Source organism: Massilia sp. CT11-137 (genome assembly GCF_047302885.1).
Lineage (GTDB): Bacteria > Pseudomonadota > Gammaproteobacteria > Burkholderiales > Burkholderiaceae_D > Telluria > Telluria orientalis.
Genome location: NZ_JBKYMP010000002.1, coordinates 3,210,241 through 3,235,624, shown reverse-complemented (window position 1 = coordinate 3,235,624; position 25,384 = coordinate 3,210,241). Strand labels below are relative to the sequence as shown.

At 66.8% G+C, this 25,384-nt stretch carries 22 protein-coding genes; 13 read left to right on the top strand and 9 right to left on the bottom strand.

Annotated elements, in window-relative coordinates; all coding sequences use genetic code 11:
- Positions 1–16: 16 nt before the first annotated feature.
- From ACEN98_RS31255 to ACEN98_RS31245, 3 genes are all read right to left on the bottom strand, one after another.
- The gene (locus ACEN98_RS31255) at positions 17–268 is read right to left on the bottom strand and encodes a hypothetical protein (RefSeq protein ID WP_413340407.1); all 252 of its coding nucleotides are present in this window, start codon (positions 266–268) and stop codon (positions 17–19) included.
- Positions 265–504 (bottom strand): hypothetical protein, encoded by a 240-nt coding sequence (locus ACEN98_RS31250; protein WP_413388726.1) that lies wholly within the window; start codon positions 502–504, stop codon positions 265–267. The genes ACEN98_RS31255 and ACEN98_RS31250 overlap by 4 nt, the downstream gene beginning before the upstream one ends.
- A gap of 161 nt (positions 505–665) precedes the next feature.
- Positions 666–935 (bottom strand): hypothetical protein, encoded by a 270-nt coding sequence (locus tag ACEN98_RS31245; protein ID WP_413388724.1) that lies wholly within the window; start codon positions 933–935, stop codon positions 666–668.
- 215 nt (positions 936–1,150) lie between these two features.
- Between ACEN98_RS31245 and ACEN98_RS31240 the strand changes: the two genes are divergently transcribed.
- Positions 1,151–1,810 carry a LuxR C-terminal-related transcriptional regulator gene (locus ACEN98_RS31240; RefSeq protein WP_413388722.1) on the top strand — a complete coding sequence of 220 codons (660 nt, stop codon included), beginning with the start codon at positions 1,151–1,153 and terminating at the stop codon, positions 1,808–1,810.
- A 232-nt stretch (positions 1,811–2,042) separates the two neighbouring features.
- Positions 2,043–3,434 (top strand): metallophosphoesterase family protein, encoded by a 1,392-nt coding sequence (locus ACEN98_RS31235; RefSeq protein ID WP_413388720.1) that lies wholly within the window; start codon positions 2,043–2,045, stop codon positions 3,432–3,434.
- Positions 3,435–3,579: 145 nt separating this feature from the next.
- Here the strand turns inward: ACEN98_RS31235 and ACEN98_RS31230 are convergent, their stop codons facing one another.
- Positions 3,580–4,080 (bottom strand): MarR family winged helix-turn-helix transcriptional regulator, encoded by a 501-nt coding sequence (locus ACEN98_RS31230; protein WP_413388718.1) that lies wholly within the window; start codon positions 4,078–4,080, stop codon positions 3,580–3,582.
- 77 nt (positions 4,081–4,157) lie between these two features.
- On the opposite strand from ACEN98_RS31230, the gene ACEN98_RS31225 reads away from it, so the two are divergent.
- The 3 genes from ACEN98_RS31225 to ACEN98_RS31215 all read left to right on the top strand — a co-directional run bounded on the left by ACEN98_RS31225 (position 4,158) and on the right by ACEN98_RS31215 (position 10,858).
- Positions 4,158–5,495 (top strand): chloride channel protein, encoded by a 1,338-nt coding sequence (locus ACEN98_RS31225; RefSeq protein ID WP_413388716.1) that lies wholly within the window; start codon positions 4,158–4,160, stop codon positions 5,493–5,495.
- A 52-nt stretch (positions 5,496–5,547) separates the two neighbouring features.
- A complete protein-coding gene (locus ACEN98_RS31220) occupies positions 5,548–8,382 on the top strand; it encodes an EAL domain-containing protein (RefSeq protein WP_413388714.1) in 2,835 nt (944 codons plus the stop codon).
- A gap of 70 nt (positions 8,383–8,452) precedes the next feature.
- Positions 8,453–10,858 carry a penicillin-binding protein 1A gene (locus ACEN98_RS31215; RefSeq protein ID WP_413388712.1) on the top strand — a complete coding sequence of 802 codons (2,406 nt, stop codon included), beginning with the start codon at positions 8,453–8,455 and terminating at the stop codon, positions 10,856–10,858.
- A gap of 91 nt (positions 10,859–10,949) precedes the next feature.
- Here the strand turns inward: ACEN98_RS31215 and ACEN98_RS31210 are convergent, their stop codons facing one another.
- The 3 genes from ACEN98_RS31210 to ACEN98_RS31200 form a co-directional block, all read right to left on the bottom strand.
- The gene (locus tag ACEN98_RS31210; RefSeq protein ID WP_413388710.1) at positions 10,950–11,816 is read right to left on the bottom strand and encodes an SDR family oxidoreductase; all 867 of its coding nucleotides are present in this window, start codon (positions 11,814–11,816) and stop codon (positions 10,950–10,952) included.
- 54 nt (positions 11,817–11,870) lie between these two features.
- Positions 11,871–12,989 carry a mechanosensitive ion channel family protein gene (locus ACEN98_RS31205; protein WP_413388708.1) on the bottom strand — a complete coding sequence of 373 codons (1,119 nt, stop codon included), beginning with the start codon at positions 12,987–12,989 and terminating at the stop codon, positions 11,871–11,873.
- Positions 12,990–13,088: 99 nt separating this feature from the next.
- The gene (locus tag ACEN98_RS31200; RefSeq protein ID WP_413388706.1) at positions 13,089–13,277 is read right to left on the bottom strand and encodes a DUF3606 domain-containing protein; all 189 of its coding nucleotides are present in this window, start codon (positions 13,275–13,277) and stop codon (positions 13,089–13,091) included.
- A 155-nt stretch (positions 13,278–13,432) separates the two neighbouring features.
- Here ACEN98_RS31200 and ACEN98_RS31195 point away from each other — a divergent pair, with 155 nt between their 5' ends.
- From ACEN98_RS31195 to ACEN98_RS31180, 4 genes are all read left to right on the top strand, one after another.
- Positions 13,433–13,756 carry a thioredoxin family protein gene (locus tag ACEN98_RS31195; RefSeq protein WP_413388704.1) on the top strand — a complete coding sequence of 108 codons (324 nt, stop codon included), beginning with the start codon at positions 13,433–13,435 and terminating at the stop codon, positions 13,754–13,756.
- Positions 13,753–15,051, top strand: a complete 1,299-nt coding sequence (locus ACEN98_RS31190) for an MFS transporter (protein WP_413339892.1) — start codon at positions 13,753–13,755, stop codon at positions 15,049–15,051. The genes ACEN98_RS31195 and ACEN98_RS31190 overlap by 4 nt, the downstream gene beginning before the upstream one ends.
- 20 nt (positions 15,052–15,071) lie before the next feature.
- Positions 15,072–15,482 (top strand): GFA family protein, encoded by a 411-nt coding sequence (locus ACEN98_RS31185; protein ID WP_413388702.1) that lies wholly within the window; start codon positions 15,072–15,074, stop codon positions 15,480–15,482.
- A gap of 119 nt (positions 15,483–15,601) precedes the next feature.
- On the top strand, positions 15,602–16,096 hold the full coding sequence (locus tag ACEN98_RS31180) for a hypothetical protein (protein WP_413388700.1): 495 nt from the start codon (positions 15,602–15,604) through the stop codon (positions 16,094–16,096).
- Between the two features lie 52 nt (positions 16,097–16,148).
- Here ACEN98_RS31180 and ACEN98_RS31175 read toward each other — a convergent pair whose 3' ends face one another.
- Positions 16,149–16,940, bottom strand: a complete 792-nt coding sequence (locus tag ACEN98_RS31175) for a YdiY family protein (RefSeq protein WP_413388698.1) — start codon at positions 16,938–16,940, stop codon at positions 16,149–16,151.
- A 295-nt stretch (positions 16,941–17,235) separates the two neighbouring features.
- On the opposite strand from ACEN98_RS31175, the gene ACEN98_RS31170 reads away from it, so the two are divergent.
- Both ACEN98_RS31170 and ACEN98_RS31165 read left to right on the top strand, forming a co-directional pair.
- Complete coding sequence (locus tag ACEN98_RS31170) at positions 17,236–17,865, top strand: response regulator (protein WP_413388696.1); 630 nt, start codon at positions 17,236–17,238, stop codon at positions 17,863–17,865.
- A gap of 310 nt (positions 17,866–18,175) precedes the next feature.
- Positions 18,176–20,821: an EAL domain-containing protein gene (locus tag ACEN98_RS31165; RefSeq protein ID WP_413388694.1), complete on the top strand. Its 2,646-nt coding sequence runs from the start codon at positions 18,176–18,178 to the stop codon at positions 20,819–20,821.
- A gap of 89 nt (positions 20,822–20,910) precedes the next feature.
- Here ACEN98_RS31165 and ACEN98_RS31160 read toward each other — a convergent pair whose 3' ends face one another.
- Complete coding sequence (locus tag ACEN98_RS31160; RefSeq protein WP_413388691.1) at positions 20,911–22,203, bottom strand: NCS2 family permease; 1,293 nt, start codon at positions 22,201–22,203, stop codon at positions 20,911–20,913.
- A 175-nt stretch (positions 22,204–22,378) separates the two neighbouring features.
- Between ACEN98_RS31160 and uxaC the strand changes: the two genes are divergently transcribed.
- Together uxaC and ACEN98_RS31150 are read left to right on the top strand one after the other, a co-directional pair.
- Complete coding sequence (gene uxaC / locus ACEN98_RS31155) at positions 22,379–23,773, top strand: glucuronate isomerase (protein WP_413388689.1); 1,395 nt, start codon at positions 22,379–22,381, stop codon at positions 23,771–23,773.
- A gap of 10 nt (positions 23,774–23,783) precedes the next feature.
- Positions 23,784–25,382 carry a UxaA family hydrolase gene (locus ACEN98_RS31150; protein ID WP_413388687.1) on the top strand — a complete coding sequence of 533 codons (1,599 nt, stop codon included), beginning with the start codon at positions 23,784–23,786 and terminating at the stop codon, positions 25,380–25,382.
- Positions 25,383–25,384 lie beyond the last annotated feature (2 nt).

The following is a 25,384-nucleotide window of genomic DNA, read 5'->3' as shown; positions in this document are numbered from 1 at the left end:
ATGCATGGGCCCGGCGTCATGGCGGTTGACCGCCCATGCCGCCCTTGCGCTCGGGATCGACCTCGGGCGGTGAGCCGCGTGTCCTGTGCCGCATCACACGCCAGCACACTTCCGGCTGGATCAGCGTGCCGCGAAAGAAGCTCCATCCCTTGTCGTTGCCGAAGACGCGCATGAACAGTAGACCGATCTCGACAATGTCTGCCGTCGCATGATCCTTCCTGCGATTGACGCCAAGAAAATGCCGTAGCTCGTCTTCGGCGCGACTCATGCCGGGATGCCTTCCGGCTCTGGATCGGCCCCGCGCACTGTCCGGCGAAACCGTCCTGCAAGGATTCTCCGGTAGACGGTGGGTACGATGTCGGCCGTGAGGAAGAAAGCGTCCGCGTTGTCCCGGCCGTAGACGTTCATGAAAATAATGCCGACCTGGATGACGTCCGCAGTGACGGCATCGACGCGGCGTTCGATGCCGCCGCGCGCCGGGTCGGCGGTGGCGCGATGTGTCATGGCGCCCGCTGCCCAAAGCCGGCCCCATGACCTGGCGAGGGCCGAACCGGCAGCCGACGCGATGTTACGCAAGCGTCCATGCCGCCGCCCGCTCATCGGGCAATGCCCGACGCTGGCGCCCGGAATGCAGGTCGGCAAGAAGTATTGATGGTAACCATCAGTTAATGTCCTGCTGCTGGATCACCACTGGAATCAGGCTCGACGCCGGGCGATCGCTGCGGTTCAGCGGCGAGAATCCTCACAAATTCTTGCATGGCAGCATCCGCGAGCGTCAGGACGAGCGCGGAATAATAGCGGCGCCGGCTGGGATCGAGCGTCACTTCGAGACCGATGGCGATGATCTCCGGGTGCATGCTCGCCGATGCAATAAGCTTTTTTCTTGACATGGCGCAATAAAATGCGTGTAAGTTATTGAAAATGAACAAGGTCAAGCTTACGGCCTGATGCGATGCAGCATTTGACTTTAATCAAACCTCTCAACGGCTATGGGATATGCATGCAAAATTTCGCGGCACTGCAGCAATTTTGCGACAGTGAAGTTCGGTGAGAATCAATTTCAAAACGGTAAATTGACCAATGGTGACAATTGGTTAATCATGGATGTGTTTACTTAAACATTACTAACCATTAACCATACGGAGGCAGCATGATACAGATGCTGGTGGCTGATCGAAGCGAGACGATGCGGCTCGGTGTGTGTACGCTCTTTGCCAGGCAGGCGCGGGATACAGTAGTCCGCGAGGCAACAAGTCGTTCCGACCTGATCAGTAAATTGCAAAGCGAGCAATATCACATCATCCTCGTCGATCCGGTACTCGCAGCTGGAAGCGAGGAGACGTTCCTGCGCCAAATCAGGGCCGTAGCGCCGCGCGCCCACGTCCTCGTGTATACCGAGCTGGACGAGCTTCACTTCGGCATGCGGGCGATCCGCTGCGGCGCGAAGGGGTACGTGATGAAAAGCCGCCCCGCCGATGAGCTTCTCGAGGCCGCAAGCCGGGTGAGCCTGGGAAAGGTCCATATGAGCGAGCGACTCGCCGAGGAAGTCGCATTGCACATGTGGGAAGGTAAGGATGCGTTGCCGCACGAGTCGCTCAGCGACCGCGAGTTCCTCGTGTTCGCCATGCTCGTCTGCGGTCGGAGCGTCAGCCGCATCGCGGCCGTGCTCAACCTGAGTATCAAGACGATCAGCACGCACAAGGCCAGGGCGATGGTCAAGCTGCGCTGCAAGAGCCTGAGCGACATGATCCAGTACAGTATCGCGAACAACCTGACGGACGTCTGTCGGGATCGCTGCACCGACCGGTAGGTCGCCCGGTCAGCGCCCGGGCTTGCAGAGCGCGAACACCGCCACCCGGCCGCGCTGGACAGGCCTTCCGGGACGTTGGAGAGAGACATGGCGCCGACCGCCACGGGGCCGACAGCACCGCCGCCCGGCATCGACAGGCCGATCACGATCGACTCGGGAATGCCGTCGAGCAGGGCGCCGACGGCGATGGCGACGCCGCTGTGGTAGATTGCCGACTTTGCCCGGACCCTCCATGATCCATCCGATCCTGCGGCTGCTCGCCGTCGCCGCCGTCCTGGCAGGCTGCGCGAGCCTGCCGTCCGAACCGCCGCCGGCCGCCGCCTTCGTCATGCTGGGCGCGGACGGCGCCCCGATCGCCCGCGCCGTCACCACGGCCTCCACCTGTCCCGCGATCACGATCGACGGCCGTACGGCGACGATGGCCGTGCGTGCCCCTCGCGGCCCGATCCCGCTGCGCGGCAAGGACCACAGCGCGAGTTTTCATCCGGATGCCGTATCGGCCCCGGTGCTGTCGTGCGAGACCCCGCTTCCGGCCGGCGTAACACAGGTGAGTGTCGCCGGCCAGCCGCTGCCGCTGCCGGCGGCGGAGCTGAAACGCATCGTCGTGATCGGCGACACGGGCTGCCGCCTGAAGGGCAAGGAATTCCAGGACTGTAACGACCCGCGGGCGTACCCGTTCGCGCGCGTGGCCGCGAGTGCGGCCGCGTGGAAGCCGGACCTTGTCGTGCACGTGGGCGATTTTCATTATCGCGAAGACCCGTGTCCGGCGGACCGCCCCGGCTGCGCCGGCAGCCCGTACGGCTATGGCTGGGACGCGTGGAACGCGGATTTCTTCGCGCCCGCGCGCACGTTGCTGGCCGCGGCGCCGTGGGTGATCGCGCGCGGCAACCACGAGTCGTGCGCGCGCGGCGGGCAGGGCTGGTGGCGCTTCCTCGACGCCCACGCCTACGACCCGGCCGCGAACTGCGACGACCCGGCGGCGGACGGACAGGCGGACTACGCGGACCCGTATGCGGTGCCTTTGGGCGGCGGCGTACAACTGATCGTGTTCGACAGCGCGAACACGAACTGGCGCGGATTCAAGCCCGGCGACCCGGCCATCGCGCGCTACACGGACACGTGGCGCAAGATCGAGGGGCTGGCCCGCCGCCAGCGCTACAACATCGCCGTCGACCACCATCCGCTGTACGCCTACGGCGCGCTGCGCGATGCGCGCACGGGCGCCGTCACGCTGTTCGGCGGCGACGCCGGGCTCACGCAGGTGTTCGGCGCGCTCGATCCACGCCTGCTGCCGGCGACCATCGACGTCCTGCTGTCCGGCCACGTGCACCTGTGGGAGCAGACGAGTTTTAGCAGCGATCACCCGACCCAGTTCGTCGCGGGCTTCGCCGGCACGGCGGAAGACATCGTCCCGCTGCCGCAGACGCCGCCCGCCGGGCAGCCGCCGGCGCCGGGTGCGGTGCTCGAGGCGCTGAGTTCGTGGATCGACGGCTTCGGTTTCATGACGATGGAGAGGATGGGCCCGGATGCGTGGCGCGTGATCGTCCACGACCGCGACGGCAAGGAACGGAATACCTGCACGGTGGAGGGCCGGCATTCCCGTTGTGCCAAACCGCGGGTCTGATGTATTGCCACAAATGTGATTGCCTTCAATACACGTTTTATGTGACAATGAAGCTGTGAGCGGGGTTGCTTGTTGCAGCCTTCGCGATCAGCGATGAGGATACCAATGTATCACTTGAGCCCGTGGCTTGCCGCGGGCTTCTTTTTTACATCTGCGACAACAGCACGTTCGCACTGGCTTCATCCGCCTCGAGCAGGGCGATCAGCTTGGACAGGTCGTGCTCCAGCCGCGCCAGCGTGTCGGCGTCGAGCGCGGACAGGGCGTCCGGCAGCACGCCGGTGAAGGGCAGGGGCGCGGTGCGCAGGACATCGGCACCCGCCGGCTGGATGCGCAGCGACACGCTGCGCCGGTCCGTGCCTTCGCGGCTCGTGGCCACGAGGCCGCGCTCGACGAGGCTCTTGATCAGGTTGCTGGCGGTGGACTGGTGGATGTCCAGCTCGCGCGCCAGTTCCGTCACGCCGATGCCGGGACGGCGGTCGATGACGGACAGTGCCCACAGCTGGGCGCCGCCGACGCCCGCTTCGCGCTCGACCTGGCGGAAATGGGTTTTGACGGAATTGAAGACGACGCGGAACTGGCGCAGCACGCGCGTGGACGGCGCCAGGGACGGCTCGGAAGCCGCATTGGTTTCGGAAGACGAGGACATGCAAGAATGATAGCGGAAAACCCGAAAGGCCGCCGGAACACGGTATTCAGGCAACGATATCGAAAGCGGGTCAAACCATGAATACTGCACCGGACCTGCGCCGCGAACTGGGCGACTGGCGCCTGTGGACCGTGCGCGGCATCGTCGTCCTGCTGTCCGCCGCGGCGGGCCTCACGGTCGTCGGTTTTACCTGGCTGGCCGAGGTGGCCTACGGGCGTTTCGCCGCCCTGCGCGCCCTCGCGTGGTGGAGCCCGCTCATCTGGACCCCGTTGTGTACCGCTGTGGTCGTCTGGTGCACGCGCCGCTTCGCGCCCGGCGCCGGCGGTTCCGGCATCCCGCAAGTGATGGCCACGCTCGACACGAAGGTCGGCGAGGCCGAGCGCGGCCTGTTCGTTTCTCTGCGGCTGTCCGTGGCCAAGATCCTGCTGACGGCCGGCGGCCTGCTGGGCGGCCTGTCGCTCGGGCGCGAAGGGCCGTCCGTGCAGATCGCGGCCGGCGTCATGCTGCAGGCGCGCCGCCTGATCCCGGCCGGCAGCGCCGTCGGCGTCCACGGGCTGCTCGTCGCGGGCGGCGCGGCGGGCATCGCCGCCGCGTTCAACACGCCGCTCGGCGGCGTCATGTTCGCCATCGAGGAACTGGCGCGGGCGCCGGAACAGCGCTCCAGCGGCCTGATCATCGCAGGCATCGTGCTGGCGGGCCTCGTCGCCGTTTCGGCACACGGCAACGGCGCGTATTTCGGCGTCATCCACGCACCTGCAATCGGCATGGACCTCCTGCTGCCGGGCCTGCTCGTCGCCGTGCTGTCCGGCCTGGCCGGCGGGCTGTTCTCGCGCCTGATGATCGCGTCGCTGTCCGGTGCCAGTCCCGACCGCGTCAGCCGCTGGCGCGCGCGCCGGCCCGTGCTGTTCGCGGCCGCGTGCGGCCTCGGCGTCGCCCTGATCGGCGTCGCGACGGGCGGCGCCGCGTTCGGTTCCGGCTACGCCACCACGCGCACGATGGTGGAGGGCAGTGCGGCAATGCCGTTCGCCTACGCGCCCTTCAAATTCCTCGCGACGTGGCTGACGACGTGGTCCGGCGCCCCGGCCGGCATCTTCGCGCCGTCGCTCGCGATCGGCGCCGCGTTCGGCAACGACGTCGCGCTGCTGTTATATGGCATGCAGGTACCGGCGTTGATCGCGCTGGGCATGGTCGGCTTCCTCGCGGCCGCCACGCAGGCGCCGCTGACGGCCTTCATCATCGTAATGGAGATGGTGGACGGCCACGCCATGGTGCTGAGCCTGATGGCGTGTGCGCTGATCGCATTTGCCGTCGCGCGCCTGATCAGTCCGCCTCTTTATCCGACCCTCGCGCGGCTCCAGCTGGGCCGCGTACCGGCCCCGGACGCGGCGCCGGCACAACCGCCGACGGCAGACTGAGGCGGCACGGAAATAAGCCACGCCCGCGTGTGCAAATGCGCTAGCATGGGGCATGCTGACACGGAAAGTGCGCCTCGGCCGCGCCCGCGCGCGGCCCCTGACCCCTGCCGCGGTGCTGACACTGCTGGCGGGACTGGGTCTTACTGCCGTACTGGTCGTCGGGATGGTCAACGCGGAACGCGAACGGGCCCGCTCCGAATTCCTGCAGCGCGCGGAAATCCGCAACGCCACCGTGACGCGCAGCTTCGGCGACGCACTCGACGTGCTGCGGGCGGCCAACGCCCTGTTTTCCTCCGTGGGCATCGCCAGCCGCGACGAGTTCGGCGCCTTTACCCGGCCGCTGCTGGCCAGCCATCCTTACCTGCAGGCCGTCGTGTTCCACCGCATGGTGGCAAGCCACGAGCGCGCCGCGTTCGAGGCGGAGAACCAGCGCTTCCGGCCCGGCTTCGAGATCCGCGAACGCCGCGTGAACGGGAACGGGGTCACGCTCGTGCGCGCGGCGCCGCGCCCGCGCTACCTCGTCGTCGACTACATCGAGCCGATGGCGGGCAATGAGGTCACCCTCGGCTACGACGCCTTTTCGTTCGCCCAGCAGGGCTCCACGTTCATGCGCGCCATCGACACGGGCCAGCCGGCGTCCAGCGTCATGCTGCCGTTACTGCAGCGCGGCGACCATCTCGGCTTCATCTTGATGATGCCCGTATACCGGCGCGGGGCGGCGCTCACGAACGCGGCCGCGCGCAGCGCCGCGGCGCTGGGCGACACGGCCGTCGTGATCGACGTCGCCACGCTGGTTAGCACGACGCTCGCCAAATCGAACATGTTGGTGCGCAATGGCCTCCGGATCGAGTTGACGGGCCGCGGCCTCGACGGCCCGCAGCGCGCCTTTCTGCACGACGCGCTGGACCGCACGAGCCGGCCCGCCTGGCACGCGTGGCTCGGCGACGCCGTCTTCACGAATCGCCACACGTTCGAGGTGGCCGGCATGCCGTGGGAGCTGCGCGTCACCGGGCGCTCAAGCGAAATGGCGGGCAGCGCCGGCGCCCTCATCGCGCTCGTCCTCGGCTGCCTCGTGAGCATCGCCACGTCCGCGTACGTGCAAAGCCGCGTCAAGCGCACACGCCGCATCGAGGCGCTCGTCGAAAGCCGCACCGCCGACCTGCACGACGCCCTCGACGCGCTGCGGCTGTACCGGCGCGCCATCGACGCCAGCGCGAACGCCATCATCCTCGTGAGCGCGACGCGGCCCGGCTACCCCATCGAGTACGTGAACCCGGCGTTCGAACGCATGCGGGGCGTGACGGCGTCCGAGGTGGTCGGGCGGGGCCTGCTCGACGTGGGCAACCGCGAACCCGACCAGGCGGGCGTGGCCGAACTGCGCGCCGCCATCCGCGAGCGGCGCGAGGGCCACGTGTCGATGCGCCTGCTGCGGCGCGGCCGCGAGGACATGTATGCCGAGGTGTATATCGCGCCCGTCAACAACGAAGACGGCGTGACGACGCACTTCGTGCTGGCGCAGTACGACGTGACGATGGCCAAGCGCTACGAGGCCGAGCTGGAGGCGCGCGCCCGCTTCGACACGCTGACGGGCCTCGCCAACCGCGCGCTGCTGCACGATCGCATCGACAACGCGATCAACCTCGCGGCCGGGCGCGCCACGGTGTGGGTGGCGGCGCTGGACCTCGACCACTTCAAGTTCGTCAACGATACGCTGGGCCACGACGCCGGCGACGAATTGCTGAAGGCCGCCGCACAGCGCATCAGCGCGGCCGTCGGGCGCACGGACACCGTGGCCCGCACGGGCGGCGACGAATTCGTGCTCGTGCTGCCGGGCCGCGAGAACGAGTCCGACGCGGCGGCCACCGTCAACGCCGTGCTGCAGGCGCTCGCCCACCCGCTCGAGCTGCATGGGCAGGACCTCGTCCTCACGGGCAGCGCCGGCCTGGCCGCGTTCCCGGCCGACGGCACCGACGCCGCCACGCTGATCCAGCACGCGGAAGTGGCCATGTACCGGTCCAAGGAACTGGGCCGCAACATGGTGCAGTTCTACATGCCGACGATGAATGCCCGCGCCCGCGAACGCCTCGCACTGGAAGGCGCGCTGCGCAGCGCGCTCGTGCACGACGAGTTCGAGCTGTACTACCAGCCGCAGGTCGACCTGGAGACCGGCGCCGTGGTCGGACTGGAAGCGCTGATCCGCTGGCGCCATCCGAGCCTGGGCATGGTGCGGCCCGACCGCTTCATCAACCTGGCCGAGGAGACGGGCCTGATCGTCCCCATCGGCGCGTGGGTGCTGCGCACGGCGTGCCGCCAGAGCCGCGCGTGGCAGCATGCCGGACTGGGTCATTTGCGCATCGCCGTGAACCTGTCGGCACGCCAGTTCGCCGAACCGAACCTCGTGCGCGAGATCGCCCGCGTGCTGGACGAGACGGGCCTGTCGGCGGGCTGCCTCGAAGTGGAGATCACGGAAAGCCTCGTGATGGGGGACGTGGAAAGCGCGATCCGCACGATGCGCGAACTGAAGCAGATGGGCGTGCAGTTGTCGATCGACGATTTCGGCACCGGCTATTCGAGCCTGTCGTACCTGCGCCGCTTTCCCGTGGACGTGCTCAAGATCGACCGCAGCTTCGTGCGCGACATCCCGTTCAGCGAGGACGACGCGGCGATGGTCGCGGCCATCATCGAGCTCGCGCGCGGCCTGCGCATGCGCGTGATCGCCGAGGGCGTGGAAACCGAAGCGCAACTGGACTACCTGCGCCGGCGCGGCTGCGACGAGGTGCAGGGCCACGTATATGCACAGGCGGCGTCCGGCGCCGACGTCGAGCGCCTACTGCGCACGGGGCGGAACATGATACCGCATGACGCGAACGGTATGAGCGTGCGCTAACCGAAAGTCAGCGGGCCGTCGGCTATACTTGTGCCGCCATTGACAAGCTAGCTGACAGGAAGAAACGAGAGTGGAAGACCATAACGAGGGCAAGGGCTGGAACGGACGCGAACGCAGGATGATCGACCGCGCCGGGGCCCGCGCCAGGGAAGCCTATGCGCGGGCGCACGGGCACCTGATGACCAAACCGCCGCACCTGCGCTGGCTGTACATCGCCGCCGGACTCGCACTGCTGCTCGTGACGCTGTTCGCCGTCTGGATCGCGCTGCTGTTTCCGCTCACGCCAGGCATCGAGGACGTCAAGCAGGCCCGCGTGGCGCAGCCCACCGTCGTCGTCTCGGCCGACGGCCGCCAGCTGGCCAGTTTCGAGCAGGGCATCCAGATGAAGGTGCCGCTGTCGGCCGTGTCGCCGAACGTCGTCAATGCCCTCATCGCGACGGAGGACCACCGCTTCTACGACCACCACGGCGTCGACTTCACGCGCATCGCCGGCGCCTTCGTCGCCAACCTGAAGGGCGATGCGCAGGGCGGCTCGACGATCACCCAGCAGCTTGCGCGCAACCTGTTCCGCGACGAGATCGGACGCGCGCGCAACATCAACCGCAAGCTGAAGGAACTCATCACCGCCTTCAAGATCGAGAACACGTACAGCAAGACGGAAATCCTCGAAGCCTATCTGAACACCGTCCCGTTCCTGTACAACACGTACGGCATCGAGGCGGCCGCGCACACGTACTTCAACAAGACGGCCGCCCAGCTGAACGAGACGGAAGCGGCCACGCTCGTCGGCATGCTGAAGGGCACGGCCTATTACAACCCCGTGACGAACCCGGAACGTTCGCTCGCGCGCCGCAACGTCGTGCTGGGGCAGATGCTGAAGGCGGGCGCCATCGACGAGGCCAGGTACCGCCAGCTCGTGAAACGGCCGCTGCGCCTGCATTTCGCGCGCATGGCGGAACGCAACGGCAAGGACGACCACTTCACGGCCTATGTGCGGCGCTGGCTCGTCGACTGGGCCGAGAAGCACGACGCCGACCTGCAGCAGGACGGCCTCGTCGTGCAGACGACGCTCGACTACGACCTGCAGCAGGCCGCGCAGCGCGCCGTCGAACGCCAGGCCGGCGCGCTGCAGGCCATCGCCGACGTCGACTGGGCCCATTCCTGGCCGATCAACGCGACGTCCACCCAGACCTATGTCGACATGCGCGACGGCGTCAACCCGTTCGAATACTACTGGCAGTCGCACGGCGAACTGCTGGAGACGTTCATCCGCGAATCGTCCGACTACCGCAAGGCCGTCGACGGCGGCGAGAACCCGGTCGCGGTCCTGAAGAAGCTGAAGGCGGACCGCAACTTCATGCGCCAGCTGAAGGCGTCGAAATCGCGCCTGGAGGCGGGCTTCCTCGCGATGGACCCGACGACGGGCGAGATCAAGGCATGGGTGGGCAGCCGCGACTTCGAGAAGGAGCAGTACGACCACGTGGCCCAGGCCGCGCGCCAGCCCGGCTCCACGTTCAAGCCGATCGTCTACGCCGCCGCGCTGGAGAAGGGCATCGCGCCGGACCACGCCTACCTGGACGCCGTCACGACGATCCGCTTCGACGACGGCACCGTGTGGCGCCCGACGGACAACAGCGGCACGACGGGCCGTCAGCTGACCATGCGCGATGGCCTCGTCTATTCGAAGAACACGATCACGGCGCAGGTCGTGCGCGACATCGGCGTGGCGCCCGTCGTCAAGCTGGCGCAGGACCTGGGCGTCCGCACGAGCAAGCTGGCGCCCGTGCCGTCGATCGCGCTCGGTTCCAGCCCGGTCACCCTGCTGGAGATGGTCAACGCGTATTCGTCGATCGCCGCGCAGGGCGAATACCGCAAACCGGTGTTCGTGCGCCGCATCACGGACCGCAACGGCCAGGTCGTCGCGGACTTCGCGTCGCAGACGCCGCAGCGCGTGCTGTCGCAGGAGTCGGCCGTCACCCTGATCGACATGATGCGCGGCGTGATCAACCGCGGCACGGGCACGGGCATCCGCTACCGCTTCGGCATCACGGCCGACGTGGCGGGCAAGACGGGCACCACGCAGAACAACGCGGACGGCTGGTTCATCATGATGCACCCGAACCTCGTCGCGGGCGCGTGGGTCGGCTTCAACGACAACCGCGTCACGATGCGGTCGAACTACTGGGGGCAGGGCGGGCACAGCGCGATCCTGCTCGTGGGCGACTTCTTCAAGTCCGCGCTCGACAGCGGCAAGATCAGCGGCGACGCGCTGTTCCCGGGCGGGCGCAAACCCGAACCCGTGACGCGTCACGCGGAGCCGCCGCCCGAGGAAGACATGGAAGAGGGCGGCGACATGCAGCAGGAAGGCGGCCCGCCGCCCGACACGCCGCAGCCGCCCGAGAATGAACCGCCGGCGCCGCCGCAGCCGGAACTGCAGCAGGAAGGCATCACGCTGCCGCCGCCGAACGACGCCTAGGGCGCGGATATGCTTCGTGGGCACGGTGTGCCCACCCTGCGGCCTGCCATGGCGTAGGGTGGGCGGCCTCCGCCCACGAAGCGCGTGCGTCTCACAAGATCGGGGTGCCGCCCGTGACCGGGATGCGCGCCCCGGAAATGTAGCTGGCTTCGTCCGACGCCAGCATCACGTACACGGGCGCCACTTCCACCGGCTGGCCCGGGCGCTTCATCGGCACCTGTTGGCCGAAGCTCTCTACCTGGTCCGGCGGCATCGTCGACGGGATCAGCGGCGTCCAGATCGGCCCCGGCGCGACGGAGTTCACACGTATCCCTTTTTCCGCCAGCAGCTGCGCGAGGCCGGCCGTGAAGTTGGCGATCGCGCCCTTCGTGGTCGCGTACGGCAGCAGGGTCGGCTTCGGATTGTCCGAGTTGATCGACGTCGTGTTGATGATCGACGACCCGGGCTTCATGTGCTTCACGGCCGCCTTGCAGATGTGGAACATGGCCGAGATGTTGACCGCGAACGTGCGGTCCCATTCGTCGTCCGGGATCTCGTCCAGCGACTCGCGCGTCATCTGGAACGCCGCATTATTCACCAGCACGTCGATGCGGCCGAATGCCTGTACCGCGCGGTCGACGATGGCGCGGCAGTGGGCGGGATCCGCGATGTCGCCGGGGACCAGCACCGCTTTCCGGCCGGCCTCGCGTACGAGGCGTTCCGTCTCGCGCGCATCGTCATGCTCGTCGAGGTAGGAAATCAGCACGTCGGCCCCTTCGCGCGCGAAGGCGAGGGCGACGGCGCGGCCGATGCCGCTGTCGCCGCCCGTGATGACGGTGGCCTTGTCCTTGAGCCGGCCGTGGCCGACATAGCTCGTTTCGCCGTGGTCCGCTTTCGGCGTCAGTTGCGCCTCGTGGCCGGGCGGCGTCTGTTGTTGCGCGGGTTGATGTTGCTGCATCGTGACCTCCTGATCGAACATTGGAGGCTCGGATGATAGGGCCGGACGCCGGGAGGCGGCGTCCGGTTCCGCTGGTCAATGCATGGGCCGGGCCTGCGGGGGCGCGGGGACCTCGCTGCGCGCGTCGTTGGCGGCCGGTTGCCGCAGCAGCAGTTCCTGCGCGCGCGGCGCCGTCGAGATGTCCAGGTCGCGCAGCAGCTGCATCGTCTCCAGCAGCACGGCCTGCTGGGTCTGCAGGTACAGGCCGTAGTTGGCGTCCGTCAGGTTGTAGACGATGTCGTATTCCAGGTAGTTCTGGTCCATCGTCGTCAGGTTGACGTGGTCGAGTTTCACCTTGTCCCTGGCCGCGATGATGGCGCCCACCCGTTCCGGCAGCTGCGCCGCGAGTTCGTGCGGCGTGGCGGGATTGATGCGCAGGGTGTACTGCACGCGCCGCGTGTTCTGGCGCTTGAAGTTGTGAACCGTCTTGCGCAGGAGCTCCGCGTTGGCGATCACGATCTGCTCGCCCGACAGCGCGCGGATCCGGGTCGTCTTGAGCCCCACGTGCTCGATCGTGCCGAAGAATTCGGGCACCGAGATCGCGTCGCCCACTTCGAACGGCTTGTCGGTCGCGATCGCGAGGGACGCGAACAGGTCGCCGAGGACGTTCTGCACGGCCAGCGCGATGGCCACGCCGCCGATGCCCAGGCTCGCGACGAACGTCGTCACGTTGATGCCGAGGTTGGACAGCATCGCCAGCAGGAACACGGTCCACACGCTCCATTGCAGCGCCCAGATCATGAGGGTGTGCGCGACGGTGACCTGGTCGTTTTCCAGGCCCTTGCCGTGCACGCGGAAGTAGCGCCGCGCCGTCACGGCGATCGCGTGGTGCAGGTACAGGGCGAGTTGCGCGCCGAGCGTGATGAACCACAGGTGGCCGATGCGCTGGTTCCACGGCGGCGGCAGGTCGAGCATCGACACGCCGATCAGGATCGAGGTCGCGAGGACGGCGAGGTTGCTCGTGCGCGCGAGCGTATGGCGCAGGACTTCGACGATGGGTTTATGGGCGCGCTCGTCGTCGAACTGGTCGAGACGGCGGCGGAACAGGCGCACGGCGCCGTGGATGGCGATGAAGCTGACGACGGCCGCGGTCAGTGCCACGGACGCATTGGTCCAGCTGATGTCGAGATTGGAGAAATAGCCGCGGATAGTCATCGGGCTCCTTTCGAAAGGACGGGTTGCGCGGGAGCACGCGCGAAAGGATGGCGCCCGGCCGGCGGGGCCGGGCGGGCGTCGGGCAAAGTACTTACCGGATCAGTGACGCGTGCCGCGCAGGTGCTGGCGAACCGCCTCGGCGCTGCTGCTGCCGGCGTCCTTGACGGCCTTCGCCAGCTCTTCCTCGGTCACGCCCAGTTCCCTGGTCCAGTACTGGACTTCCCATTTTTCGTGCAGGTTGATGCGCGTGCGGTCCTGCTGGCCGCGGTTTTGCAGGTTATCGGACATGATGGCCTCCTTGGTCGATACAAGTGCAGGATGCCACCGGTCCCGGCCATATTCCGTTCGGTGTTTCACGTTGTGGCCGCCTTAAAAGCGGCCTGGACTTACTCCAGTGGCATGTTTTGTTGTAGGCTAGCGTGATCGACAACATGGAGACATGCATGAGCAAACCCTATGACACGGCGCAGCCCGAGCGCGGCGCCATCGACGCGCTGCCCGGCGTGGTCGCCCTCGACTTCGGCACGAACTGGTGCGGCTATTGCCAGGCGGCAGCCAGCCTCATCGACGACGCGCTGGCACCGTACCCCGGCGTCCAGCACATCAAGGTCGAGGACGGCCCCGGACGCAAGCTGGGCCGTTCGTTCAAGGTGAAGCTGTGGCCGACCGTCGTCGTGCTCAAGGATGGCCAGGAAGTCGCGCGCGTCGTGCGCCCGGTCGCGAGCAGCGAGCTCGCCGACGCGTTGTCGCAGGCCGGTGCCGCATGACCGGTACCGCGACGCACACCCCGCAGAACCGCCCGGCGACCGTCCTGTTCGCCAGCCTCATCGGCACCACCATCGAGTTCTTCGACTTTTATATCTATGCCACGGCCGCCGTGCTCGTGTTCCCGAAGCTGTTCTTCCCGGCCGGGGATCCCGCGGCGGCCACGCTCCAGTCGCTGGCCACGTTCGCCATCGCCTTTTTCGCGCGCCCCGTCGGCTCGGCCGTGTTCGGCCACTTCGGCGACCGCGTCGGGCGCAAGGCCACGCTCGTGGCCGCGCTGCTGACGATGGGCCTGTCCACCGTCTTCATCGGCCTGCTGCCCACCTATGCCACGATCGGCACGGTGGCGCCGCTGCTGCTCGCGCTGTGCCGCTTCGGCCAGGGCCTCGGCCTGGGTGGCGAGTGGGGCGGGGCCGTGCTGCTGGCGACGGAAAACGCGCCGCCGGGCAAGCGCGCGTGGTACGGCATGTTCCCGCAGCTGGGCGCGCCGATCGGCTTCTTCCTGTCGAGCGGCGTGTTCCTGCTGCTGTCGCAGACCCTGTCCGATGCCGATTTCCTGCGTTACGGCTGGCGGATTCCGTTCCTCGCCAGTGCGCTGCTGGTCCTGGTCGGCCTGTACGTGCGCCTGAAGATCACGGAAACGCCGGATTTCCAGGCCGTGCTCGATCGTAACGAGCGCGTGAAGCTGCCCGTCGCGGCCGTGTTCGCGAACCACACGCGCGCCCTCGTGCTGGGCACGCTCGCCGCGCTGGCCACGTTCGTCGTGTTCTACCTGATGACCGTGTTCGCCCTGAGCTGGGGTACGTCCGCGCTGGGCTATTCGCGCCAGACCTTCCTGCTGCTGCAACTGGGCGCCATCGTCTTCTTCGGCCTCACGATCCCCATCGCCGCCGTACTGGCCGACCGCCACGGCCGGCGCGCCGCGATGATCCTCGTGTCCGTCGGCCTGGCACTGTTCGGCCTGCTGTTCGGCCCCCTGTTCGGGTCCGGCCAGCTGACGCTCGTCGCGTTGTTCCTCGTGCTGGGCCAATGCCTGATCGGCCTGACGTATGGCCCGCTGGGCACCTTGCTGTCGGAAATGTTCCCGCCCGAGGTGCGCTACACGGGCGCATCGCTGACGTTCAACCTGGCGGGCATCCTGGGCGCCTCGCTCGCGCCGTACGTGGCAACATGGCTCGCGACCAACTACGGCGTGCAGACCGTGGGCTGGTATCTGAGCGCAGCGTCCGTCATCAGCCTCGCCGCGTTGCTACTGACGGCGCCGGCAAGCAGCGGGACGCCGGCCACGGCGCGCTGACACGACGACGGGAGAGGGCGATGGGCCTGCAGGGCGGATGCATGTGCGGCGCGCTGCGTTACGAGGCGTCGGGAGAACCTTTCAACGCCACGCTGTGCCACTGCGTCGATTGCCGCCGCGCGAGCGGTGCGCCCGCCCTCGCGTGGTTCAGCGTGCGCCGCGACGCCCTGCGCTGGACCCGCGGCAGTCCGGCCCGCAACGCATCGAGCCCCGGCGTCGAACGCCTGTTCTGCGGCCAGTGCGGCACGCAGCTGACGTGGCACGACGCCGGCGCCGCCGACGAGATCGACGTCACGACGTGCAGCCTGGACGATCCGGACGCCGTACCGCCGGCCGACCATACCTTTGCGTCCCAGCAAGTGCGCTGGCTGCATCTCGCGGATGCACTGCCACGTTACGCCAAGACACGCTCCGATGGACGAATGTGTTGAAATATTGACACAAAAAGTGTCGTATTTACCAACGCAATTACAATAAAATACACAATCGTCCACACGAAACGATAGCAAATCGCTAAAATTCGGTTTCAACAATTTATTTGGAGAACTTCATGTTCAAGTCTGTCCTGCGTTTCGCCACCGGCGCCGTCCTCATGTCTGCCGCGCTCTGCGCTTCCGCCGCTCCGGCCACGTACAAGGACTTCAAGGTGTCCGGTGTGCTGCAGGAAATCCCGGGCCCGTCCGCCCGCTGCGCATCCAAATTCGGCGGCACCATTCTCGGTTTCGGCACCAGCAGCCTGGTCGGCAACAAGGTCACGTTCCTGGCCACCGACTGCATCACGCCGAGCGGCACGTCGTACACCTTCAGCGAAGGCAAATTCCTGATCACCACGCTCACCGGCGAACTGATCTTCGCAAACTACAGCGGCCAGTTCGTGCCGACGGGCGTGGGCACCAAATTCGTGTTCAGCAACGCCACGTTCCAGGTCACGGGCGGCACCGGCCGTTACGCCAAGGCGACGGGCGGCGGCGACATCACGGGCGGGGAAGATATGGCGACGGGGCAGGGCACGATCCAGCTGAGCGGGCGTATCCTGTCGAAATAAGCCAAGGGGGAAGAGCAAAGGAACGGCCGGGATATCCCGGCCGTTTGTGTTTTCAGAACGAGTACACGAGCGTCAGCGACGTCTGCGTATCCGTATTCTTCTTGTTGTCGGGCACGTTCGTATCGCTGCGCGCGCTGAACGCGGCCTTCATCTGCATCGTGCCGTTGATCTTGGTGGACAGCGCCGTCTCGGCGATCGAGTGCATGTTCGACGTGCCCCGTTCCACGCTGAGGCTCTGCGAAAATGCCGCGGACGGGCTCACGCGCCAGCGCAGCTGGGCCGCGCCGCGCACGGTCACGCCGGATTCGACGCCGCCGGCCGCGTTCTCGCCGTGGAAATAACCCGGACCCACTTCGACGTCGACGGTTTCATTGTCGCGCTTGAGGAGCTGGGTGCCGTAGCCGACGCCGACCGACGAATAGCGGGTGTAGGCGCCGAACTTGTCGTTCACGTGCGAGCCGAGCAGGAAGGCACGGTTGCCGTCTTCCAGCAGCTTGAACGCCGCCTTCGCCGACACCTGGTAGCGCTCGGCCGAGCGGGTGCGGGTCGTGGAGCCGTCGTCGTTGTGCGTGACGTCTTCCTTGAAATAGCCGCTGACGATGTATTCGTTGCTCCAGTTCGCCATCTCGTGGCGCGCATCGATCTTGCCGGTCACGGACGTGCCTTCGGTATTGCCCGAAGTCGTGATCGCACCCAGCTCGGCCGACGTGTACCAGTTGCTGCCTTCCGGTATCGCCATCGTCGGCGCCTGGGTGAAGTAACTGGACGACGGCACACTGCTGTCGAGGTCGTCCGGAGCGGCCATCGCCGCCCCCGCGCCGGTCAGTGCCAGCACACAAAGCATCAGAGATTTCATAGGCATCGGGTTGGCTGCCTTCCGTCGCCATCGGGAGCGATGCGCAGCCTGTCGTTCACGGATCATCTGCGGCAGGCCGAGCCTGCCGGCGGAGGCGACATTGTAGCCCAAAGCGCCGGACGAAATACTTTCGCGTAGAAAATTTACACATTTATCTGGAGAAATTCCCCAAAATCTGGTGCAATTGTTAACTGATCAAAGATTGTGTTTGCATTCGTGCGTAAACGTTGCCTAGAATGCTTGCTTTGCCGACATACCGGTTTGCATGTAAGAAGGAAGCATTTTGATCAGGCTAGTCATCGCCGACGATCATGAACTGATCCGCGAAGGAATCAAGAAGATCGTACGGCCCTGCGCCGACCTAAAAATCGTCGGCGAAGCCGCAGACTTGAAGCAGGCGATGGCCCTCATCGCCCAGGTTCACCCAGACGTCGTGATCCTGGACCTGACACTGCCCGATTACGACGGGCTGGACGGCCTCGTCGAACTGCGGCGCCATTTCCCCGACCTGCGGGTCGTGATCCTCAGCATGCACGCTGAGGAAAAATTCGCGCTCGCCTCGCTGCGCGCGGGTGCGCTCGGCTACGTCTCCAAGGCGATGGCGTCTGCGGAACTCGTGGAAGCGGTGCGCCGCGCAGCCACGGGCGGCACATGGCTGGGGCCGCGGGTGGGCGAACTGCTCGCGCTCGAAGCGCGGCCGGGTGGGCGCCCCCCGCACCACAGCCTGACGCCGCGCGAAGCGGAAATCGTCGCGCTGATCGGTTCCGGTTTGCAGATCAAGCAGGTCGCAGCCGAGCTGGGCATCAGCATCAGCTCCGTCAACACCTACCGCACCCGCATCTTCCGCAAGATGGGGTTGTCGACGAACGCGGCCCTCATCCGCTACGCGCTCCAGCACGGCCTCGCCGGCTGAGCTTTTACGTTGCCATACGGCAACAATGTGTCTGGGCAATTGTCATAGAATTCGTGACAGGCTTCTTCGCGTTTTCCTACCCTAAATTGTGTCGCGCCGCAGCGGAACGCGGCCAGGCGGCGCCAAACCGGCGCCGAACCGGTTCGCTCGTAATGACATTCGTTGTCATGGACAGACCTGCTACGAATGTTATTGCTTAGCCATCTTAGCTAATATCAATGCAAGTTCTGACGGCCGGGGTGTGCGGTGCACCGGCCACCGACTGTATGACATGACGGCACGACCGCCCAACAAACGCGGCGCGAACAAGATGACAACAACGCACAAGAGAGAGAACGCCCGGGGATCCTATGAAATCCTCGTGGCCGAGGACAGCCCGACACAGGCCGAACACCTGGCCCGGGTGCTGGCGCACGACCCGGACTGCCCCGCGCGCGTGCGCGTGGCCGCCGACGGCGAGGCCGCACTGCAAATGGCGCGTGACATGGCGCCCGACCTGGTCGTCAGCGACATCGCCATGCCGCGCATGGACGGCTATGCGCTGTGCCGCGCCCTGAAGGACGATGCGGGGCTGGCCGCCGTGCCCGTCCTGCTGCTGACGCGCCTGACCACGCTGCAGGACATCGTGCGCAGCCTGGAAGCGGGCGCCGACGGCTTCCTGCCCAAGCCGTACGATGCCGACCAGCTGCGCGACCGCGTGCGCCGCATCCTGCAGGGACGGGACGCGGGCGACCCGGCGCGGCCGCTGGAAGTGATGGCGGACGAGCGGCGCCGCATCTACGAACTGCTCGTGGCCACCCACGAGGACACCCAGCGCCTGAATACGGACCTCGCGCGCATGGTCGATTCGCTCGCGCTGCTCGGCCGGATCGCGAGCGCCCTGAACGAGGCGGCCGGCGAGACCGACGTGGCGCGCGCCGCACTGGACCACCTGATCAGGCTCCCGGCGCTCGCGGGCGCCGCCATCAGCACCGCCGCGCCCGACGGCGCCGTGCGCGTGCTCGCGCAACGGGGCGAGGGGCCCGTCCCCAGCGCCTGCGCGTGCGCGGACGGCCGCGCGGGAGACGACCCGGCGCAGCTTTGCCTGCCGCTGCTCGCAGGGACGCGCCGGCTCGGCGAATTGCACGCGCGCGCCCGGCACGACGCATTCAGTAACGAAGATCGCGCGCTGCTGGCCGGCGTGGCGCAGCAGATCGCACTCGCGCTCGAGCGCGCGCGCCTGTACACGCGGGCCGAGGCGCTCGTCGTCGAGCGGACGAACGCGCTGCGCTCCGAGCGCAACCGCCTGTCCGCCATCGTGGAGACGGCGGGCACGCTCGTGCTCATGACGGACCCGGAAGGCCGCATCGTGACGTTCAACCGGGCCTGCGAAGAATCGCTGGGCTGGCGCGCGGCGCAGGCCATGGGGCGGCACTACTGGGAGGTGGTGCGCGGCGCCGCCGACCCGGAGGTCGTCCGGCGCATGTTCGCGGGCCTGGCCGAGGACCCGCAGCCGCAGCGGCTGCAGGGTGAATGGGTGACGCCCGACGGGCGCACGCGCAGCATCGTCTGGACGCACACGCTGCTGCGGCGCGAGGACGGCAGCGTCGAATTCGTCCTCGGCACCGGCATCGACGTCACCGCATTGCGCGGCGCGGAGCAGCGGCTGCACTATGCCAGCAACTACGACGCCGTCACGGGCCTGCCGAACCGCGACCTGCTGCGCGACCGCCTGCGCCAACTCAAGGCACAGGTGCAGGCCCAGGCCGGCCGCCGCGTGCTCGGTTTCATGCTCGTGCGCTTCGGACGCATGGCCCTGATCCGCGAGGCGCTGGGACCCGGCGCGGAACAGGCCCTGCTGCAGGAAGCGGCCGCGCGCCTGCGCGCGGTGGGCAGCCAGGACATGGCCGCGAGCATCTCGGAAGGCGCGTTCGCGCTGGCCCTGCTGCGCACCGACGCCGACGAACTGGCCGCCAGCGCACGCCGCGTGCTGGCCGCGCTGGGACAACCGTACAGGTATCAGCACGACGAATTCCACCTCGACCCGAGCGTCGGCATCGCGATCTATCCGAACGACGGCGTCGCGTACGATACGCTGGCGAGGGGCGCCGAAACGGCGCTGCGCCAGGCGGCCGACGGTGTCGGCCAGCGCTACGCGTTCTACCGACCGGAACTGAACCGCGACGCGAACGAGCGCTTCAAGCTGGAAAACGCGCTGCGCCGGGCGCTCGAACGCCAGGAGCTGGAGCTCCATTACCAGCCGCAGATCGCCGTCGACGGCAAATCGATCGTCAGCGCGGAGGCGTTGCTGCGCTGGCGCCATCCGGAGCGGGGCCTCGTGCCGCCGAGCGACTTCATCCCGCTGGCCGAGGAATCGGGCCTGATCGTCGAGATGGGGGAATGGGTGCTGCACAAGGTGTGCTGCCAGTTGCAGGCCTGGCGGCGCGCGGGCCTGCCCGTCGTGCCGGTGGCCGTGAACCTGTCGGCGCACCAGTTCGACGAACGCATCGTGGGCACGGTGCGGCGCGTACTGGACGACTGCGGGCTCGAACCCGGCCTGCTCGAACTGGAGCTGACCGAGAGCGCGTCGATGGCCGACGCGGACAAGAGCATCGCGCTGCTGGCGCGGCTGAAGGGGATGGGCATCCGGCTCGCCATCGACGATTTCGGCACCGGCTATTCGAACCTGAACTACCTGAAGCGGTTCCCGGTCGACCGCCTGAAGCTGGACCGCTCGTTCGTGCGCGACCTGGAGACGGATGCCGACGACCTGGCGATCGCGCGCGCCGTCGTCGCGATGGCGCATGGCCTGCGGCTGTCGGTGGTGGCGGAAGGTGTGGAGACGGCCGGCCAGCTGGCTTTGCTGGCCGACCTCGGATGCGACCTCGTGCAGGGCTGGCTGTTCAGCCGCGCCGTGCCGGCGGACCAATTCGCGCAGCTGCTGGCAACGGGCCGCCCGTTACCCGCCGCCGCGTAGGGCGGACACCCCGCGCCCGCGCGAACGTTCGCGGCACGTCAGCCACGCGCGGGCGGAGGCCGCCCAGCCAACGGCGTCGCGCGGCGGTATCAGTTGCCGATATAGACGATCTTGAAGGCGAAGAGGGCCGCGATCACCCAGATCACCGGCTTGACTTCGCGCGCGCGGCCGGTCGTCAGCTTGAGCAGCGCGTAGGTGATGAAGCCGAACGCGATGCCTTCCGCGATCGAGTAGGTGAACGGGATCACGAGCGCCGTGATCGCGGCCGGAACCGCCTCCGTCGTGTCGTTCCACTCGATGTCGCCCAGCTCACGCAGCATCAGGCACGCGACGAACAGCAGCGCGGGCGCCGTCGCGTACGCGGGCACCACGCCCGCGAGCGGGGCGATGAACAGACAGGCCAGGAACAGCACGGCCACGGTCAACGCCGTGAGGCCCGTACGGCCGCCGGCCTGCACGCCCGACGCGCTTTCGATATACGCCGTCGTGCTCGACGTGCCCAGCACGGAGCCGGCGACGATCGCGGCGCTGTCCGCCAACAGGGCCTTGTTCAGGCGTTCCATCTTGCCTTCCACGAGCAGGCCCGCGCGGCTGGCGACACCCATCAGCGTGCCGGTGGCATCGAACAGCTCGACGAGGAAGAACACGAGCACCACGTTCAGGATGCCGGCGCCGAGGGCGCCCTTGATGTCCAGCTGGCCGAAGGTCGGCGCGATCGACGGCGGGGCCGAGACGAGGCCGTGGAACGTGTTCCCGCCGAAGAAGAACGAGAGGATCGTCACGACGACGATGCCGATCAGGATCGCGCCGCGTACCTTGAGGCGGTCGAGGGTGACGATCAGCAGGAAGCCGACGACCGCCATGATGGCCTCCGGCTTGTGCAGGTTGCCCGCCTGCACGAGCGTCGCCGGGCTGGCCACGACGATGCCGGCGCTCTTCAGCGCGATCAGCGCGAGGAACATCCCGAGGCCCACCGTGATCGCCACGCGCAGCGACCGCGAGATGCCGTTCACGATCATCGCGCGCAGCCCGAACACGGAGACGAGGATGAACAAACAGCCCGACACGAACACGGCGCCCAGCGCCGCCTGCCAGGGCACCTTCATGCCCAGCACGACGGCGTAGGCGAAATAGGCGTTCAGGCCCATGCCGGGCGCCATCGCGATCGGGTAGTTGGCGTACAGGCCCATCACGAGACTGCCCAGCGCCGCGACGAGGCACGTCGCGACGAACACCGCGTCCTTCGGCATCCCGGCGTCGCCCAGGATCGTGGGATTGACGAAGATGATGTACGCCATGGTCAGGAACGTGGTGACGCCGGCGAGGATCTCGGTCCGCGTGTCGGTGCCGCTCTGGCGCAGTTTGAAAAATGAGTCGAGCATTCTTGGATCCATGATGGTAGTGATGGCCGTGAGCGTTGTATCCATGCGTCACGAGCCGATGACCGAAGCATAACATCCGCACCAACGGCCGCGAAGGCACAAAGTCCTTGCACTGGTAATATATTAGGCCTACCATCCTGATATATCAGATTTAGCCACCAAGGAGCTACACGCTATGACCGCCTTCATGGACCAGGATTTCCTCCTCACCACCGACGTCGCCCGCAAGCTTTATCATGAAGTTGCCGCCGACCTGCCGGTCATCGACTACCACTCGCACCTGCAGCAGGGCGAGATCGCCGAGCGCAAGAAGTTCCGCAACATCGCCGAGCTGTGGCTGGGCGGCGACCATTACAAATGGCGTTTGATGCGCACGGCGGGCGTGCCGGAGGAATACTGCACGGGCGACCGCTCGGACAAGGAAAAATTCCTGGCCTTCTGCAAGGTGCTGCCGCTCGCCATCGGCAACCCGATCTACCACTGGAGCCACCTGGAACTGCGCCGCATCTTCGGCATCGACCTGGTCATCAACGAGAAGAACGCGGAAGCGATCTGGGAACAGGCGAACGCGAAACTGGCCGGCATGGACACGTGGACGTTCCTGGAGCAGGCCAAGGTGGAAATCGCCTGCACGACGGACGACCCGGCCGACGATCTGCTGCAGCACGCCGAGATCGCGCAATCGGCGCTGAAGACCCGCGTGCTGCCGGCCTACCGTCCGGACAAGGCCATGCGCATCAATAACCCGGGCTTCGAACAATACGTGGCCCGCCTTGCCGACGTGTCCGGCGTGAAGATCGATTCGTTCACGTCGTTGATCGCCGCGCTGGCCAACCGTGTGGAATACTTCCATGCGCGCGGCGGCCGTATTTCGGACCACGCGATCGACATCCCGCTGCCGGCCGTCGCCGCGACGGCCGACCAGCTGGACGGCCTGTTCGCCAGGCGCATGCGCGGCGAGCTGCTGGGCGACCTCGAACAGGCGCAATACCTGCGCGGGCTGTTGGAGGCGATCGGGGGCGTCTATGCGAAATACGACTGGACGATGTGCTTCCACATCGGTGCCATGCGTAACAATAACCAGCGTATGCTGGAGACTTTGGGTCCGGATACCGGCTTCGATTCGATTTCCGATATGACGACGAGTAACGGCCTCGTGGCGCTGCTGTCTGCGCTCGACTCCCGTAAACAGCTGCCGAAGACGATGCTGTTCAACCTGAATCCGGCGATGAATGAAGTGCTTTCGACGATGATCGGCAACTTCCAGGACGGCAGCGTGGCCGGCAAGGTGCAGTTCGGCCCGGCCTGGTGGTTCAACGACCACAAGCTGGGCAACCTGAACCAGATCCTCGCCTTCGGCAATCACTCCGTGCTGGGCATCTTCGTGGGCATGGTGACGGACTCGCGCAGCTTCGCGTCGTACCCGCGCCACGACTACTTCCGCCGCCTCGTGTGCCGCCAGCTGGGCGAATGGGTCGCCAGCGGCGAGTATCCGGAAGACTACGATGCGCTGGCGACCATCGTGCGCGGTATCTGCTACGAAAACGCCAAGAACTACTTCAAGCTCTGATTGGGCAACCATGCAAAAAGTAATCTGCATTCACCCGGACGACAGCATGCTGGTCGCCCTGACCGACCTGGCGCCGGGTGATGTCGTGACGTGGAACGGGGAGAACATCCTCGTCTCCACGCCTGTCAAGACCAAGCACAAACTGGCGCGCCGCGCCTTCGCCGAGGGCGAGCTGCTGTCCATGTACGGCGTCGTCGTCGGCAAGGCCACCCAGCCGATCCGCAAGGGGGAGGCCGTCACGACGGACAACCTCGCGCATTACGCGTCCGAGGTGGAGATCGGGGAGTCGAAGCCTTATACGTGGACGCCGCCCGACGTCGCGGACCTGAAAGAAGCGACATTCGACGGCATCGTGCGCGCGGACGGCCGCGTGGGCACCGCCAATTACTGGCTGATCTTCCCGCTCGTGTTCTGCGAGAACCGCAACGTGGAGCACCTGCGCAATGCGCTGGAAGGACCGCTGGGCTATGCGACCAACGACCTCGCGTCGCTGACGTTCCAGCTGCTCGGCGAAGACATGGAAGCGCCGAAGCCCGTCGTGCGCCCGTTCCCGAACGTGGACGGCGTGCGCATCATCACGCACAACGGCGGCTGCGGCGGCACGCGCGCGGACGCGCGCTCGCTGTGCAAGATCCTCGCCGCGTATGCCGACCACCCGAACGTGGCCGGCATCACCGTATTCTCGCTGGGCTGCCAGAACGCGCAGATCGGCATGTTCAAGGACGCCCTCGCGAAGCAGAACCCCGATTTCGCCAAGCCCGTGCTGATCTACGAACAGCAGCAATGGGACAGCGAAGAAAAGATGATGAAGGCGGTGCTGCAGGACACCCTGACGCACCTGAAGGAAGCGAACAAGGTGCAGCGCCGGCCGATGCCGCTGTCGCACCTGAAGATCGGCGTGAAATGCGGCGGCTCGGACGGCTTTTCCGGCATTTCCGCCAACCCGGCGATGGGCTATGTGTCGGACATGGTCGTCGCCGTCGGCGGTTCGTCGATCCTCGCGGAATTCCCGGAACTGTGCGGCGTGGAGTCGTCGCTGATCGAACGCTGCGTCGAGGACGACGACAAGCGCCGCTTCCTCGGCATGATGCGCGACTTCGAACAGCGCGCGCTGGCCGTCGGCACGCATTTCGCCGACAACCCGAGCCCCGGCAATATCCGCGACGGCCTGATCACGGATGCGATGAAATCGGCCGGCGCCGCGAAGAAGGGCGGCACGTCGCCGATCGTCTCCGTGCTGGACTACGGCGAGCAAACGGACAAGCAGGGCCTGGCACTGCTGTGCACCCCGGGCGGCGACGTCGAATCCGTCACCGGCATCGTGGCTTCGGGCGCGAACGTCGTGCTGTTCTCGACGGGCCTCGGCACCCCGACCGGCAACCCGATCGTCCCCGTGCTGAAAATCTCCAGCAACAGCCGCGTGGCCGCCAAACTGTCCGACCTGATCGACTACGACTGCGGTCCGATCATCGAAGGCAAGCCGCTGCCCGAGGTGGCGAAAGGCCTGTTCGACATGGTCGTGGCGACGGCGGGCGGGCAATACAAGTGCAAGGCCGACCGGCTGCAGCAATACGACTTCATTTTCTGGAAACGCGATATTTCGCTGTAAGG

Coding starts and splice junctions, on each gene's coding strand:
- ACEN98_RS31255 (WP_413340407.1), bottom strand. CDS start 268: ATGAGTCGCGCCGAAGACGAGCTACGGCATTTTCTTGGCGTCAATCGC.
- ACEN98_RS31250 (WP_413388726.1), bottom strand. CDS start 504: ATGACACATCGCGCCACCGCCGACCCGGCGCGCGGCGGCATCGAACGC.
- ACEN98_RS31240 (WP_413388722.1), top strand. CDS start 1,151: ATGATACAGATGCTGGTGGCTGATCGAAGCGAGACGATGCGGCTCGGT.
- ACEN98_RS31235 (WP_413388720.1), top strand. CDS start 2,043: ATGATCCATCCGATCCTGCGGCTGCTCGCCGTCGCCGCCGTCCTGGCA.
- ACEN98_RS31230 (WP_413388718.1), bottom strand. CDS start 4,080: ATGTCCTCGTCTTCCGAAACCAATGCGGCTTCCGAGCCGTCCCTGGCG.
- ACEN98_RS31225 (WP_413388716.1), top strand. CDS start 4,158: ATGAATACTGCACCGGACCTGCGCCGCGAACTGGGCGACTGGCGCCTG.
- ACEN98_RS31220 (WP_413388714.1), top strand. CDS start 5,548: ATGCTGACACGGAAAGTGCGCCTCGGCCGCGCCCGCGCGCGGCCCCTG.
- ACEN98_RS31210 (WP_413388710.1), bottom strand. CDS start 11,816: ATGTTCGATCAGGAGGTCACGATGCAGCAACATCAACCCGCGCAACAA.
- ACEN98_RS31205 (WP_413388708.1), bottom strand. CDS start 12,989: ATGACTATCCGCGGCTATTTCTCCAATCTCGACATCAGCTGGACCAAT.
- ACEN98_RS31200 (WP_413388706.1), bottom strand. CDS start 13,277: ATGTCCGATAACCTGCAAAACCGCGGCCAGCAGGACCGCACGCGCATC.
- ACEN98_RS31195 (WP_413388704.1), top strand. CDS start 13,433: ATGAGCAAACCCTATGACACGGCGCAGCCCGAGCGCGGCGCCATCGAC.
- ACEN98_RS31190 (WP_413339892.1), top strand. CDS start 13,753: ATGACCGGTACCGCGACGCACACCCCGCAGAACCGCCCGGCGACCGTC.
- ACEN98_RS31185 (WP_413388702.1), top strand. CDS start 15,072: ATGGGCCTGCAGGGCGGATGCATGTGCGGCGCGCTGCGTTACGAGGCG.
- ACEN98_RS31180 (WP_413388700.1), top strand. CDS start 15,602: ATGTTCAAGTCTGTCCTGCGTTTCGCCACCGGCGCCGTCCTCATGTCT.
- ACEN98_RS31175 (WP_413388698.1), bottom strand. CDS start 16,940: ATGCTTTGTGTGCTGGCACTGACCGGCGCGGGGGCGGCGATGGCCGCT.
- ACEN98_RS31165 (WP_413388694.1), top strand. CDS start 18,176: ATGACAACAACGCACAAGAGAGAGAACGCCCGGGGATCCTATGAAATC.
- ACEN98_RS31160 (WP_413388691.1), bottom strand. CDS start 22,203: ATGCTCGACTCATTTTTCAAACTGCGCCAGAGCGGCACCGACACGCGG.
- uxaC (WP_413388689.1), top strand. CDS start 22,379: ATGACCGCCTTCATGGACCAGGATTTCCTCCTCACCACCGACGTCGCC.
- ACEN98_RS31150 (WP_413388687.1), top strand. CDS start 23,784: ATGCAAAAAGTAATCTGCATTCACCCGGACGACAGCATGCTGGTCGCC.